Raw genomic sequence first — 14,281 nt, 5'->3', positions numbered from 1 at the left:
ATCTGTGTTTGGATGAGGGCGGATTCCCTGTCTATTCTGACCATTTTCATCGGGTATACTATTTATGGTTCACCCACATTAATAAGGAATCCGCACTAATATAATAATGAAAATATATTTTTGAGAATCGCTTCCGAGCATGTTAACCATTTTCGAAACCGCCCTCAAATATATGTCCAATTGATAAGGAGAACCAAATTTAGATGACTGATAATTACGACGCCTCCCACATCACAGTTCTGGAGGGGTTAACCCCTGTCCGCGAAAGACCTGCTATGTATATCGGCAGTACCGATACCCGCGGTCTTCATCACCTCGTATATGAGGTCGTTGACAACTCGATCGATGAAGCCTTAGCAGGATTCTGTAAACATATCGTCATCATCATCAACCCGAATGGATCGGTATGCGTAGAGGATGACGGCAGGGGTATTCCTGTCGATATCATGCCAAAGCAGAACAAGAGCGCTCTTGAAGTCGTTATGACCGTGCTTCATGCCGGCGGAAAGTTCGATAAAAACACCTATCAGGTCTCAGGCGGTCTGCATGGTGTCGGTGTTTCCGTCGTAAACGCTCTCTCGACACGTCTTGTAGCCGAAGTTTTCCGTGAAGGAAACATCTATTCCATGGTCTTTGGAAAAGGCATCCTTCTGCAGCCGCTTTCCTGCAGGCCTGAAACGGATGAAGAGTATCTTCAGCGCCAGAAACGGATGGACAAGGTTGGTCAGGCAAAAGAAACCACCACGGGAACACGGATCACCTTCTATCCCGATGGCTCAATTTTTGAGACGACTGAGTTCGATTACGATGTCCTTGCCCACCGGTTCAGAGAACTTGCTTATCTAAATAAAGGTTTGGAGATCCAGATCGAGGACCACCGTACTGGAGACACCGACACCTTCTGTTATCAAGGGGGTCTTCGCGAGTTTGTTACTCACTTAAACGAAGGAAAAGAACTCCTTCACCCTGAGCCGATCTATGTCGATAAATCCGACGAGGCAAACAAGATCGAGGTGGAGGTCGCTCTCCAGTATAATGATACCTATGGGGAGATACTCTATACCTATGTAAACAGCGTCAATACCCGTGAAGGCGGAACCCATTTGGAAGGATTCCGCTCGGCGCTTACGCGGGCGATCAATAATAGTGCCCATACAAACAAACATCTCAAAGAGGATATCTCCGTCCGCGGTGAGGATGTTCGTGAAGGGCTGACTGCAGTCATCAGCGTCAAGATCGCCAACCCGCAGTTCGAAGGTCAGACCAAGATGCGGCTTGGAAACAGCAGTGTCAAAGGTCTTGTCGACTCGATGGTGTATCAGGCGTTGACCGAGTTCTTCGAAGAAAACCCGAAGGTTATCGCCGCTATTGCCAAAAAATCCCTTGATGCGGCGAATGCCCGTGAAGCGGCCCGCCGTGCAAAGGAACTTGCCAGAAGAAAGACGTCTCTTGAGATGTCCGGGCTTCCCGGCAAACTCGCCGACTGTTCCGAACGCGATCCGGCAAAAAGCGAGATATATATCGTGGAAGGAGATTCTGCAGGCGGCTCAGCCAAGCAGGGACGCGACAGAAAGTTTCAGGCGATCTTACCTCTCAGGGGTAAGATCCTTAACGTTGAGAAGGCACTGGAACATAAGGCTCTCAAGAATCTCGAAATTCAGACACTCATCACAGCGATCGGTGCCGGATACGGGGAAAAGTTCGATGCTGAACGTGCCAGGTATCACCATATCGTTATCATGACGGATGCGGATGTGGATGGAGCACATATCAGGATTTTGCTTCTGACCTTCTTCTATCGGTTCATGAAGCCCCTCGTGGAGATGGGGTACATCTACATCGCTCAGCCCCCTCTCTTTAGAATTGCCAAAGGCAAACAGGAAAAATACGTTTACAGTGAAGAGGAAATGCGTCTCGCAATCGCCGAGTTTGGCGACAAAGGTATCTCGGTCCAGCGGTATAAGGGTCTTGGTGAAATGAATGCAGACCAGCTCTGGAACACCACCATGGATCCCAAATTCCGTATCTTAAAGAAAGTAAGGATAGAGGATGCAGGTTATGCAAATGAAATATTCGAAAAACTCATGGGAGATGATGTCATGCCCAGAAAAGATTTCATTAAACGTCATGCAGGGGAGGTGAAGAACCTTGACATCTGAAGAGAACATCACGCACAAAACGATATCGATCAACATTGAAGATGAGATGAAAAACTGCTTCATCGATTATGCGATGAGTGTTATCATTGGCCGTGCGATCCCGGATGTTCGAGACGGTCTTAAACCGGTACACCGGCGTATCCTGTACGCCATGTTCCACGATGAGGGGAACACGAGCGATAAGGCATACAAGAAATCTGCCAAAGCAGTTGCCGCCACGATGGGTAATTATCACCCGCACGGTGACACTGCGATCTACGATACGCTCGTGAAGATGGCCCAGCCGTTCTCCTATCGCTGTACGTTAGTGGATGGTCAGGGTAACTTCGGTTCGATTGATGGTGACTCGGCAGCAGCAATGCGTTATACCGAGGCACGTCTTACCAAAGCAGCTGAGTCTCTTCTGGAGGATATCGACAAGGATACCGTTGATTTCGTTCCGAATTACGATGAGTCTTCCCGGGAACCGGATGTTCTTCCAAGCCGGATCCCGAATCTTCTGGTAAACGGTACGACAGGTATCGCGGTCGGTATGGCCACGAACATGATGCCGCATAACCTTGGAGAAGTCTGTGATCTGGTCAATGCCTACATCGATAACCCGGAGATGCAGCTCGATGAGATGATGAAGATTCTTCCGGCACCTGACTTTCCGACAGGCGGCAAGATCATGGGTACTGACGGTATCATCAATGCCTATCAGACCGGTCAGGGAAAAGTCATTCTCCGAGGTATTGCCGAGATTGAGGAACGCAAAAAAGGATTCGAGCAGATCGTTATCACCGAGATACCCTATCAGGTGAACAAGGCGTCGATGATCGAGAAGATCGCCGAACTTGTAAAAACAAAGGTGATCGAAGGCATCAGCGACATCCGTGATGAGTCCGATAAAGACGGGATCCGCGTTGTCATCGAACTCAAGCAGAACACTCAGGCAAATGTTGTTCTGAACCTGCTTTACAAACATACCCAGCTCGAAAATTCGTTTGGTATCATCAATCTGGCGATCGTTGATAAGAAAGCGAAGATTCTTTCGCTCGCTGAACTTCTGCGCTATTTCATCGCCCACCGTGTTGCTGTTGTCCGCAGACGTTCGCTCTTTGATCTGCGTAAAGCAGAGGAACGGATGCATATCATGGCAGGTCTTTTAAAGGCTCTCGATATGATCGAAGTGGTGATAGCGACCATCCGTGCCTCTCCGGAGGCTTCTGTGGCTCAGGAAGCTCTTGTTTCGAAGCTGGGCTTTTCAGAAGCTCAGGCCGAGGCGATCCTCAAGATGCAGCTTCGCCGTCTCGCAGCCCTTGAGCAGCAGAAGATCGTGGATGAGACCACCTCACTTCAGTTGATCATCGACAAGCTCACTTGGATATTATCATCCGAAGAGAACATCCTCTCTGTAGTCAAGACCGAGACCGCCGAGGTCCGTTCAGCATATGCTGATGAACGCCGTACTCAGATCGATTACACGGCAAACACCGACTTCAACATGATGGATCTGATCCCGGACGAACAGACCCTTGTGATGCTCACGACTCAGGATTACATCAAGCGGGTCCCTCTTGATCTCTATCGCCAGCAGAAACGCGGCGGCAGAGGAGTGATCGGCATGACCACAAAAGACGAGGATTCCGTCGATAAAGTTTTCATGGCGAGCACGCATGATTATCTGCTGTGTTTCACGAACAAAGGCAGAGTGTACTGGCTCCGTGTGTATGAGATCCCTGAAGGATCAAGAACCAGTAAGGGTAAGGCAATCGTAAATCTGCTGAACCTTACTGACGAGGAAGTTTCGGCAATCATCCCGATGCGCGATTTCGATGCTGAAAAGAATCTTCTGTATGCAACGAAGAAAGGTCGTGTGGGTAAGTTCAGTCAGGATCTGTTCTCACGGCCAAGGACCGGGGGTATCATCGGTATCACGCTCCTTGACGGTGATGAGCTTGTCGATGTGGTCGTTACCGGCGGCAGTTCTGATGTTGTGCTCACGACCGCGTTCGGTCAGGCGCTCAGATTCTCCGAGGATGAGGTCAGAGCAACCGGTCGCGGCACCCAGGGTGTTATCGGCATCCGGCTGAAGTATGAGGGAGATTATGTCTGTGCTCTTACCTTGGTCGAGACGCAGTATCTGCTGATGATCACCGACAAAGGATATGGTAAGAGAACCGAGTTCGATGCATTCATGGGTCATGGACGCGGTACGCAGGGCGTGAAGTCTATCGTGGCGAACTTCGAGCGCGGCAAAGTAGTCTCCTCCCTTGCTATATCGGATGATGATCAGGTCATCATCACGACTGCTGCAGGAGTTGTCCTGCGGACCCAGGCTTCGGACATCTCGATCCAGGGACGCGGAACACAAGGCGTCCGTGTTATCCGTGTTGACTCCGGTGATAAGGTCACGGGTGTTGCCGTTGTTCCGCCTGATGAGATCGATCCCATCCTGCCGGAAGGCGAAGACGGGACCTGATCTTTTTCTTTTTTTTCAGTCTGGATTCATATCATCACGGATACCGGGCATTATCCAACTGGATCTCCACTGTATACTCATTGAGAAGAGAAATTCGGGTGACATCTTTAATGCATAATCCCGCCAAATAGTACAGCATCCATGTCCTACATCGACCCGATAATAATAATCATCGCCTTTGGTGCAGCTTCCGTTTCGTTCCTCTGGCTAAGAGATACCCGAATCTTTGTCCGGACCGGCAAAGAAGGATATCGGAAAGCTGCCTATCAGGGTGTTCTTTACTCAGCTCTTGGGTGGTTCGGCTGTGCTCTTGCCGGTTTTGCTGAAACTACATTTATGTATCTGGGTGTCGGCTGTATGTTGATTGCACTGTATCTTCAGTCAAGACTGAAGAAAGAGGATGTATGGGTAGGAAATGAATCTGCATGGTCCCGGTTCATCGGATCGGCGCCTCGTCAGGAGAGAAAATAAATATGATACAAAAACCCCGCGGAACAAGGGACTTCCTCCCGATCGAAATGGCGCAGCGCAGGTTTATCGAACAAAAAATGCGTGCCGTCGCTGCTTCATTCGGTTATGGCGAAGTGGTGACCCCTATGTTCGAAGAGCAGGAGCTCTTCACAATAAAATCCGGCGAAGGGATCATCGGTGAGATGTATGCCTTCGAGGATAAAGGCGGCAGAAAAATCACCCTCCGTCCTGAACTCACCGCCGCAGTTCTCCGTGCCTATGTCAACGAAGCGCAGATGGCGCCAAAACCTCTGCGCTGGTTCTACTTTGCGGAATGCTTCCGTTATGAACGTCCGCAGAAAGGACGCTACCGGCAGTTCTGGCAGTTTGGTTCTGAACTTATCGGTGCTGACTCAGCGGCCGCAGATGCGGAAGTTATCGCTCTTTCTTATGCACTTTTGCAATGTACTGGTGTCCATTTTGTTATGAAAATCGGACATCTTGCACCGATGAAACATCTTCTTTCAGGTCTGGATGCTCCTTCCCAGAAGCAGGTAATGGCCGCTCTCGATAAACGAGATATGGAGCTGCTTGCAACTGTGCTTGCAGCTCTTGACCGTTCTGATTTGTTTGAGCCGTTAAAGGTACTCACCACCGCAAAAACCCTCTCAGAAGTATTTGCAGTAACGGGAGATATTCCGGAAAAAGGGCGGATCGAGGAAACCTTTGGGTATCTTGAAGCGCAGAACATTCCGTTTGAACAGAATTTCGGGATTGCACGAGGTCTCGATTACTACACAGGGATGGTCTTTGAAGCATTTGCCGACAATCTCGGGGCGGAAAACCAGATCCTTGGTGGGGGGGTCTACAGACTTGCCCACCTTTTCGGCGGAAAGGATGTTCCCTCCTGTGGGTTTGGTATAGGATTCGACCGGGTCCTCGTCTCACTGGGCGAGTTCACGCCTGAGACAAAACCGGTGGTTGCGGTGGTCTGTACCCCGGAAACACGTCTTCCGGCCTACAAAGTTGCCGCGGGACTCCGTAGTGCAGGCATAACAGCGGTCATGGATCTGCTCGACAGAGGGTTTGGGGCCCAGCTCTCTTCGGCACTGAAATCCGGGGCATCCTTTGCTGTGGTTATCGGAGAAAAAGAAGCAAATGCCGGAACAATAACACTCAAAGATCTTACAACCGCAGTCCAGACTGAGATGCCACTAGAATCTGCCATCGAGGTAATTCATGGTTCTTGCCGATGAGCTTGCCAAGAACCAGCGAAGCATCAGTGTAGCGGAATTTTTTGAAAAAAATAAGCAGATGCTTGGTTTTGATTCCCCAACCCGGGGCATCATCACCACAATAAAAGAAGCGATCGACAATTCACTTGATGCCTGCGAAGAGGCACAGGTCCTCCCGGACATTCTCGTCTCGGTCAGGCGGATCTCAAACGATGTGTTTCGTGTTGTTGTCGAAGACAATGGTCCTGGAATAGTTCCTGAAAAAATGCCGAGTGTTTTTGCCAAACTTCTCTACGGCTCACGTTTTCATCAGGTCAGACAGACACGCGGTCAGCAGGGAATCGGTATCTCAGCCGCCGTTTTGTATGCCCAGCTCACCACCGGTAAACCGACGATTGTAACATCCCGAACCGATGCGAAGAACAAGGCACATACCATGTCCCTTGTCATCAAAACAGAGACAAACGAACCTGAAGTTCTTTCCCATGAAGAAGTAGACTGGATCCTTCCTCACGGGACACGTGTCCAACTCGAGTTCAAAAGCAACATCGCTGCCAGGAAAAAACTCATTGAGTATCTGAAGTACACCTCGATCGTCAACCCCCACGCAAAATTCCGTGTTGAGATCGATGACGAATCCTTTACTTTTGAGCGCGTTTCATCCGAGGTCCCGCCATGTCCAGTGGCCATCAAACCCCATCCCTACGGCATAGAGCTTGGCGTCTTAAAACGGATGACGACCGCATCCGATCTGCCTCTTAGAGAGTTTTTAGTTGAAAGCTTCTCGAAGGTCGGGGAGAAAACCGCTCTTGAGATCTGCAGTTCTGCAAAACTTGATTCCGCAGTAAAGGTTGCCTCGCTTGGTCTCGAATCGCTCAATCCTCTTCTTGATGCCATGCAGACAACCAGGATTCCGGCTCCTTCTGCATCACAGTGTTTGTCCCCAATCACCGACGAACTTATCGTGAAAGGAATGGAAAAGGAGTTTGAACTTGACTTCATCAAGGCACGGACACGTCCAGGAAGTGTATACGGCGGTCACTCGTTCATCGTGGAAGCGGCGATAGGATACGGCGGAAAACTTCCTCCGGAGGGAAGTGCCATTCTTTTGCGATTCGCGAATCGTGTCCCACTTCTCTATCAGCAGGGGGCCTGTGCGATCACAAACGCGGTTCAGAATGTGAACTGGAAATCCTATGGGGTTTCACAGTCCGGACTTCCCACCGGCCCCATAATGATCCTCGTGCATGTGGCAGCAACCAACGTTCCGTTCACGAGCGAATCAAAGGATGCCGTCGCGGCAGTGCCAGAAATCGAGCGTGAGATCACGCTTGCTCTTCAGGAACTTGGTCGTGATCTAAAGATGTTTCTGTCCCGCCGCGACAGGAACAAACTTCAGGATGACCGTGCCCGGGCGATCTGCTCGGTGATTCCCCTGATCGCCGTGAAGGTCGGTGAGATCGTGGAGCTTCCAACCCCAGACACTTCAATTATTGAGGGAAGGATCATGCGTCGTGTGGTTCTCAAGAAAAGCTCAGCCGGCGGGAAAGTCATGATCCATATCGATAACTACACAACAAAATCACAGGAAATATCCCTGTATGATATCTCTGGAGACAACGCAGATGATGCGACCGTACCTCCTTCATTCGTATCTGAAATGGATGGCGAGTACACGAAGATCTGGAAATTCGGTCTTGCTGCCGGTGAAGTATTCGAAGTGATCTATACTGGTCTTGGCGGAGGAATGATTGAGATGCAGGGAGTGGCTGAAAACCTCAAAGTGGTGGTGGATCTGGATGTCTGACCCAACTGAAAGAGACACGGCAACGAAGAAGCGTCTTATGGAAATGGCCAAAGTCTGGTATGACCAGATGAACAGCGGGGAGATCCCGTCGATCACTCTTCCTACTAGGACAAAATACAATATCGAATATGATGATGAATCCGAGGTCTGGAAGTATGGTGACAAAGAGTCCGTCAGAAATGCCGGGACTGCGAAGTCGGCCACGCACATGCTCAAGATGGCCTATGTTATCTGGTTCATAAAAACGCAGCTGCAGGAGAACCGTTCCTCGACTTTAAGAGAAATGTATTACATCTCTGAGGGTTGGAAGCAGGCGAAGTTCGGAGCTCAGAACGAGAGTAACTATCTGATCGAAGATCTCGAGATCATCACTGCTATGCAGAGGGAGTTTTTCCATATGCGTCCGGAAGAGGACGGGGCCTCGATTTTCGGCCCGATCCGCATCCGGGAAAATACCAGGCGGGGTATGAAAGAGATCCACTGTCAGGATGATGTGGGAGAAGCCGGATACAATATTCCGAATAATGTGGAAAACGTGGAACTTGTGGATCATGATGCTTCCTGCGTTATCGCCATCGAAACAGGTGGTATGTTTTCCCGTTTACAGGAAAACGGCTTTGATGAAGATTACAATGCTGTCCTTCTTCACCTGAAGGGTCAGCCAGCCCGGGCGACACGGCGTATGCTGAAACGAATGAACGAGGAACTGGGCATCCCGGTTGTGGTTTTCACCGACGGCGATCCCTGGTCTTACCGTATTTATGCATCTGTTGCCTACGGTTCGATCAAGTCTGCCCACATGTCAGAACTTTTGGCAACGCCTTCTGCCCAGTTTATCGGGGTAAAACCTTCGGATATCCAACGGTACAATCTGCCTGCCGATAAACTCACAGAACAGGATGTTGCTGCACTAAGGTCGGAACTGACCGATCCGCGGTTTGCGACTGATTTCTGGAGGAAGGAGATCAATCTGCAGCTTGAAATGAATCTGAAGTCTGAACAGCAGGCATTTGCAAGCCGCGGTCTTGATTTCGTTACGAAAGAATATCTCCCGTCAATGCTGTCAGAAATAGGTGTCCTGAAACGCTGATGAATATTTCAAGAATTGCCATTTATCTGGGAGTTTTTGCCACTATGGCACTTTCAAATTCGGTCGTGCCTATTCTGGCAATTATCACTCCGGATGCCGCAATGCAGGGGGCAGTATTTTCTGCTTATTTTTTGGGCGCCTTTTTCATGGTGTTCCCTGCCGGCTGGATATCTGATAAAATCGGGAGAGCTCCTCTCATTAAAATAGGGCTTGCCGGAACCTTTTTGTCCGGGATCATGATCTGGTTTTTGGTGGGGGATCCTGTGGTTACGGTCGGTCTCAGATTCCTGGAAGGTCTGTTTACGGGGATGTTTGTGTCATCCGCTCTATCCTACGTCAACTCTGAGGTTGACCATAAAAAACTGTCAGGTACGTTTGTTGCTTTGATAAATGTGGGTCTGGTGGCTGGGCTTATTATTCCAGGAGTACTCGCCGTAATTTATCCGTATGCTGGGGTGCTCGTGTTCGGCATTTTGACCGGGGCTGCTTTTCTTATTGGAATCTTTTTCCGAGATTCAGATGGATTTATTTCCATAATGATACCGGTAAAGATGATTTTTTCGATCACTCAATATCATAAATGGCTCTGGGTGACTCTATTTGTTTTTGCGGGAGCTACAGGTGTTGTTACGAGTATGTATCCGGAAATGTCCGGATATTCAGCCGAAATTTCCGGAGTTGTGACTGCACTGATGAGTGTAGCTACAGCCATATGCGTCTTCGCCGCATCACGATTCGCTCTTTTGGATTCACTAGGGGTTATCCGGAAATCAGCGGTTGTTCTTGCCATTTCAGTTCCACTTGTCTTCTTTACACCTATAGGTATGATCCTCGTCGGGGCTGTATTTGGCGTGATATCGGTTGCCGTACTGAATTATATCGCCGGAACTCCTCACCCCCAGGGCGTGATGAATGGACTCTTTACGACGATGCAGTATGCAGGCATGGCGGCTTTACCGTTCATCACTGGTCTCATTGTTCTTCCCATCGGATATTTTGGGGTCTTTATTTTAGTCGGAGTTGTGGTTTTGGTTGGCGGTCTTCTCATCGTCCGATGTCCGTGCTATGCTCCAACGTTAAAAAGAGGATGATAGTTCTTACTTCCGTTTTCTTCGTGGATGGTAATGATGTTTGGGTACAACACTGCCCGGTGGAAGCGCAGTGATGGGTGCAGAGACACAGTCTTTTACGGGGGTATTACAATACTGCAGCACACTTAGTAACCGCTCGGCCCCGATTGCCGGTTTTGTTGCCTCCAGCCATAAATAGAATCCTACCCGTGAAGGAGTGGGACGTTCATATTTGAAGCCGCCCGTTTTTGACGGGATCATCTTTAGATATGTCCGCTGTTTCTTTGGTTTGAGATAAATCACAGGTGACATCTCGGGGAAATCTACGGCGAGGATCACTCTAGAGTAGTTTTCCATGATCGAATCGGCATCAAGGATCTCCGACTTTACCCGAAGACCATAATTTGCGATCACTGCTTTGATCGCCGAGGGGTACAAGCCTCCGCAGATTACTTTTTTTACGAGAGGGGAGACAGAAGGGTCTGAGAAGTACTGGTCAGGCGACATATTATGATCCATTGCGAAAAACAGCTTTGTGAGTGCGTCATCGTGGAGTTTTTTATAATCGAAGTCGCGTATCTTTAAGGTCTCACTTGGGGTGAGTACCGGATTTTTTTCCGGATGTGTAAGGATGGATGTGATCCGGAGACCTTTAAGGCAGGATTTCATTACTTCACATTCATGTGTCCCAATGTACGCATTATCCGGATCGGCAACCAGCCTTCGCACGACCTGTGTTCCGGAGATATCAACGGATGAGAAGAGAATGAATCCCACATGCTCCTGATTGAACATGTAGCCGAACAGCTTTTTCTTATAGATGATCTCTGCTTCAAGGTCCTTTAGATCGGCAGGACTGGTCACGATCTCACTGAATACGACCTGTTTATCTTTATCGAAGAGGAGGAGATCCACCTCTGCCAGATCCTGACCGTTTCCTCTGACTCTGATATCGCCTTTTTCCGCAGAATAGATGCCGTTCACTCCGAGTCTGATTTTTTCTCGGTGTTTTGGGACATCGGCGCCTTTTCTTACGACCTTCTTGATAGTATCGGTTTTTTCCGCGATCCTGATGAGCTGTTCGTATATGAGATTTTCAAACCAGTATCCTTCGGCCGTCCGCATCAGCATTATGTCTTCCGAGAAGAGGTTTTTGCGTTCGGCTGGACGCATGTGACGCAGTGCTCTTACAGCAATTGCCCGGTCAGGTTTGTAGTGGCTGAACTGCTCACTAATCCATGAGAGCATTACAACTCTCCGCTTTCTTGTTTCATAGTTTATTTTATGCGAGGACGAGAATCCGTCGCGTGAGACTTTTATGCACTCTCTGCTCGTAGTATCCGACGATCTCGAAGAGATCTTTTGCAAGAGGTCTGATGTCTGTATGAGTCACTATGACTGCCCTCCCTCCGGGTTTGAGAACACGCCTGATTTCTTTCAGGGATCCGGTGTAGAGGGTATCAATGCTGTCAGCTCCGATGGTTGTTGACTGACCGTACGGCAGGTCGGTTGCGATTGCATCAAATGCTTCGTTTGGATAAGGCATGTTTGTTGCATCGGCCCGGATGTAAGCTCCGTTTGGGAGATTCTGCCGGCATCCAATGAGCATCTCGGGATCATAATCGCTTCCGACTGCTTCGATCCCCATCATATCACATTCGAGGAGCATGCCGCCTGTTCCACAGAAGGGATCGCATAACAATTGGCCGGGTTCAACATGAGTCAAATTGACCATTGTCCGTGCCATCAGAGGCATCATAACTCCCGGGTGGAAGAATGCTCTTCTCTGGGGATTTCGGTAAGCATATGACCCACGGTCTATGGTGTGAAGTACTTCCCCGAAAAAGCATCTACCGTTTGTGAATACCGCACGGTATTCGATATCGGGATCTTTGAGGTCAACATTACCATGAATTTTTTGTCCCATCATGCGCTCGAGTTCCAGTTGGGATGCATTGACAGTGACTGGATGAATCTTTCTTGCCCGACAGCAGAAACTGCCGGGGGCTGTGAGTGCGAGGCTTTCAAGAAGACGTTCGAGGTCTTCTTTTGTGGCATCACATTCGCCTAGGAGGCGCATTACGACATGCGTCTGAGCGAGCCGTGTCGTTCTTCCCGGATCGTCAACATCTACGATGGCAATACCATTCTCTGTGCGGATCACGTTTCCCACACAGGATAGTTCGGCAGTTGCCAGAGATAGATTCTCTCCGGAGAGTTCAAACAACAGGTTCATCCGCTTTATAGATGTGCGGTCTGGCTAATAATATCTGTGGGGTCAGGAAGCATCAGTAACGTTTTTGTGACTACCAACGTCCTTCAACATCATACGATCTCTTTTCGTTTGATGTACCAGGTTTTGGCACACTTTCCCGGGTGATAGCGGAGTTTTGCCTCGCGGAGTCCTGGGACGTCCATGTCGGATTCCCTGTTAATCCACTCATATCTGCCTTGGAGTAGTCGTGCGGTTTCCTGATTGATGACTTTGTAGATACCTTTGTATTGGGAGATACCTTTTTCGAAATGGATGACTGCGGTCTCGGAATTCATCTCCCCCCAAATGGCGACTGCCCCTATTCTGTTCTTTGGTAGGACCCGGATAACCAGTCCTTCACACCCGAGTTCATCCCAGTTGTCCAGTGCAGCGTGTGCAGCGCCCACTTCTTCTTTCAGAACAATATTTGCTTCGGTGTTTTTGGCGTCGCTCCATTTATCGAGCATTTCATGAATCTCGGTAATGATATCTGGTGTGACAGCTTCAGTCGTGTACTGGTATTTGGTATTGAACCGGTTGATCTGTCTTCGGATATTGAGGTATTTTTGTCCGGAGAGTTCGGCAAGTTCCTCTGTTCTGTAATAATATTCGCTGCATCCGCGTGATTCATACACCGGTGTTTCGGGATGATGCGTTTTCATATACGGGAGATATTTCTCTTCATAGAAGGCAATAGCGCAGTCGCCGGTATGTTTTTTGGCGAAGTGCAGGAGTTCTTCAAATATGATGGGGTCAAATTCACCAACAGGGGCATGACACGTGCTTTTGCCGTTGACCGTGTTAGAGAGGATCAGGTGGTCATTTATCACTGCATATTCACAGGGCGAGTAGTGTTCCCACGAGAATAACGTAAGGAAGTTGTGTTCCGAGTGATATTGGGGAAATCGCTGAAAGTAGTCATCGATGATGGGTTTTTCCGCGAGGGTTATTCTTTGGAAGTCAGTTCTTTTCATTTTCAAAGAGCATGGGTGTGTAGTTTTTCATTTCAGAGAAGCCTGCTCTGAGATAGATCGATTCTTTTTTGGGTGCAGAGATGAGGCCGATCCATGTCAAACCGTGTGCCAATCCGAGTCGCCTGAGCGTTTTTGCTATGCGCTCTCCTATGCCGCGTCCACGATATTCGGGGAAGACGACCACGTCCTGAATGTATCCGTCAGCTACTCCATCGGAGATCATGCGTCCCATGCCGACTGCGCGATTTTGCTTGTCATGGGCGATTATGAGGATGAAGCTTCCATCAAGAATTTGCGCGATACGGTCTGTACTCCATCCCATGTCCCACCATCCGCCGGTTCGATAAAGGTCGACGATTTCGGATGAGTTCCACGAACGGACTTCGCTAAGGGTTATTTCTTCTTTTGACAAGGGTGTTTTGTCCTGTGATTTGTGTTTATTATTTTGTCTGCGTGGTCCATGATAATGATGTTTATGGTCTAGCTGTCTTCATAAAACCGGCGTCTTTATATGCCGGAATCCCTAACATTATTACCTCACAAGCCAACCGATCTGCGTTGGAAATCTCCTGGTTTTCTCCGGGTGTGTTCCTTCTCTGTTTCGGTGGGTTTATAAGTGATTGGGGGTAACTATGTTACCTCGCAAGGCCTTCGGATTTGACCTCCAAAGGGCTTGGCACTCCGTGCCTGGCTCCAAGGGGATTCGGTTCGAAGACTATATAAGCATCTGATGCTGATATAGTAGAGCTGTTTAAGTGGAGGACAAAACGCGAATCAT

At 49.0% G+C, this 14,281-nt stretch carries 11 protein-coding genes; 7 read left to right on the top strand and 4 right to left on the bottom strand.

Features of this window, described 5'->3' with window-relative positions; all coding sequences use genetic code 11:
- Positions 1-203: 203 nt before the first annotated feature.
- The 7 genes from gyrB (at position 204) to Q7J08_RS05115 (ending at position 10,296) form a co-directional block, all read left to right on the top strand.
- Positions 204-2,159, top strand: coding sequence for a DNA topoisomerase (ATP-hydrolyzing) subunit B (gene gyrB, locus Q7J08_RS05145; RefSeq protein WP_304910627.1), 1,956 nt, complete (start codon positions 204-206; stop codon positions 2,157-2,159).
- The gene (gene gyrA / locus Q7J08_RS05140) at positions 2,149-4,623 is read left to right on the top strand and encodes a DNA gyrase subunit A (protein WP_304910626.1); all 2,475 of its coding nucleotides are present in this window, start codon (positions 2,149-2,151) and stop codon (positions 4,621-4,623) included. Before gyrB ends, gyrA begins: the two co-directional genes overlap by 11 nt.
- Before the next feature lie 141 nt (positions 4,624-4,764).
- On the top strand, positions 4,765-5,094 hold the full coding sequence (locus Q7J08_RS05135; RefSeq protein WP_304910625.1) for an ABC transporter permease: 330 nt from the start codon (positions 4,765-4,767) through the stop codon (positions 5,092-5,094).
- A gap of 2 nt (positions 5,095-5,096) precedes the next feature.
- Positions 5,097-6,329, top strand: a complete 1,233-nt coding sequence (hisS, locus tag Q7J08_RS05130; protein WP_304910624.1) for a histidine--tRNA ligase — start codon at positions 5,097-5,099, stop codon at positions 6,327-6,329.
- Positions 6,313-8,115 carry a DNA topoisomerase VI subunit B gene (locus tag Q7J08_RS05125; RefSeq protein WP_304910623.1) on the top strand — a complete coding sequence of 601 codons (1,803 nt, stop codon included), beginning with the start codon at positions 6,313-6,315 and terminating at the stop codon, positions 8,113-8,115. Before hisS ends, Q7J08_RS05125 begins: the two co-directional genes overlap by 17 nt.
- Positions 8,108-9,205, top strand: coding sequence for a DNA topoisomerase IV subunit A (locus Q7J08_RS05120; RefSeq protein WP_304910622.1), 1,098 nt, complete (start codon positions 8,108-8,110; stop codon positions 9,203-9,205). Before Q7J08_RS05125 ends, Q7J08_RS05120 begins: the two co-directional genes overlap by 8 nt.
- Positions 9,205-10,296 (top strand): MFS transporter, encoded by a 1,092-nt coding sequence (locus Q7J08_RS05115; RefSeq protein ID WP_304910621.1) that lies wholly within the window; start codon positions 9,205-9,207, stop codon positions 10,294-10,296. The genes Q7J08_RS05120 and Q7J08_RS05115 overlap by 1 nt, the downstream gene beginning before the upstream one ends.
- Positions 10,297-10,302: 6 nt before the next feature.
- Here the strand turns inward: Q7J08_RS05115 and Q7J08_RS05110 are convergent, their stop codons facing one another.
- The 4 genes from Q7J08_RS05110 to Q7J08_RS05095 all read right to left on the bottom strand — a co-directional run bounded on the left by Q7J08_RS05110 (position 10,303) and on the right by Q7J08_RS05095 (position 13,915).
- Positions 10,303-11,523, bottom strand: coding sequence for a hypothetical protein (locus tag Q7J08_RS05110; protein ID WP_304910620.1), 1,221 nt, complete (start codon positions 11,521-11,523; stop codon positions 10,303-10,305).
- Between the two features lie 34 nt (positions 11,524-11,557).
- Positions 11,558-12,511, bottom strand: coding sequence for a methyltransferase domain-containing protein (locus tag Q7J08_RS05105; RefSeq protein WP_304910619.1), 954 nt, complete (start codon positions 12,509-12,511; stop codon positions 11,558-11,560).
- Positions 12,512-12,600: 89 nt separating this feature from the next.
- Positions 12,601-13,503 carry a DUF2156 domain-containing protein gene (locus Q7J08_RS05100; RefSeq protein ID WP_304910618.1) on the bottom strand — a complete coding sequence of 301 codons (903 nt, stop codon included), beginning with the start codon at positions 13,501-13,503 and terminating at the stop codon, positions 12,601-12,603.
- Positions 13,490-13,915: a GNAT family N-acetyltransferase gene (locus Q7J08_RS05095; RefSeq protein ID WP_304910617.1), complete on the bottom strand. Its 426-nt coding sequence runs from the start codon at positions 13,913-13,915 to the stop codon at positions 13,490-13,492. Before Q7J08_RS05095 ends, Q7J08_RS05100 begins: the two co-directional genes overlap by 14 nt.
- Between the last annotated feature and the right edge of the window lie 366 nt (positions 13,916-14,281).

Source organism: Methanocorpusculum sp. (genome assembly GCF_030655665.1).
Taxonomy (GTDB): domain Archaea; phylum Halobacteriota; class Methanomicrobia; order Methanomicrobiales; family Methanocorpusculaceae; genus Methanocorpusculum.
Note: the sequence above shows the minus strand (reverse complement) of the source record. Positions and strands in the feature narration are given on the sequence as shown.

Bases quoted from the DNA above. Each gene is read 5' to 3' on its own strand.
- gyrB (WP_304910627.1), top strand. From the start codon at position 204: ATGACTGATAATTACGACGCCTCCCACATCACAGTTCTGGAGGGGTTA.
- Q7J08_RS05135 (WP_304910625.1), top strand. From the start codon at position 4,765: ATGTCCTACATCGACCCGATAATAATAATCATCGCCTTTGGTGCAGCT.
- hisS (WP_304910624.1), top strand. From the start codon at position 5,097: ATGATACAAAAACCCCGCGGAACAAGGGACTTCCTCCCGATCGAAATG.
- Q7J08_RS05125 (WP_304910623.1), top strand. From the start codon at position 6,313: ATGGTTCTTGCCGATGAGCTTGCCAAGAACCAGCGAAGCATCAGTGTA.
- Q7J08_RS05120 (WP_304910622.1), top strand. From the start codon at position 8,108: ATGTCTGACCCAACTGAAAGAGACACGGCAACGAAGAAGCGTCTTATG.
- Q7J08_RS05115 (WP_304910621.1), top strand. From the start codon at position 9,205: ATGAATATTTCAAGAATTGCCATTTATCTGGGAGTTTTTGCCACTATG.
- Q7J08_RS05110 (WP_304910620.1), bottom strand. From the start codon at position 11,523: ATGCTCTCATGGATTAGTGAGCAGTTCAGCCACTACAAACCTGACCGG.
- Q7J08_RS05105 (WP_304910619.1), bottom strand. From the start codon at position 12,511: ATGAACCTGTTGTTTGAACTCTCCGGAGAGAATCTATCTCTGGCAACT.
- Q7J08_RS05100 (WP_304910618.1), bottom strand. From the start codon at position 13,503: ATGAAAAGAACTGACTTCCAAAGAATAACCCTCGCGGAAAAACCCATC.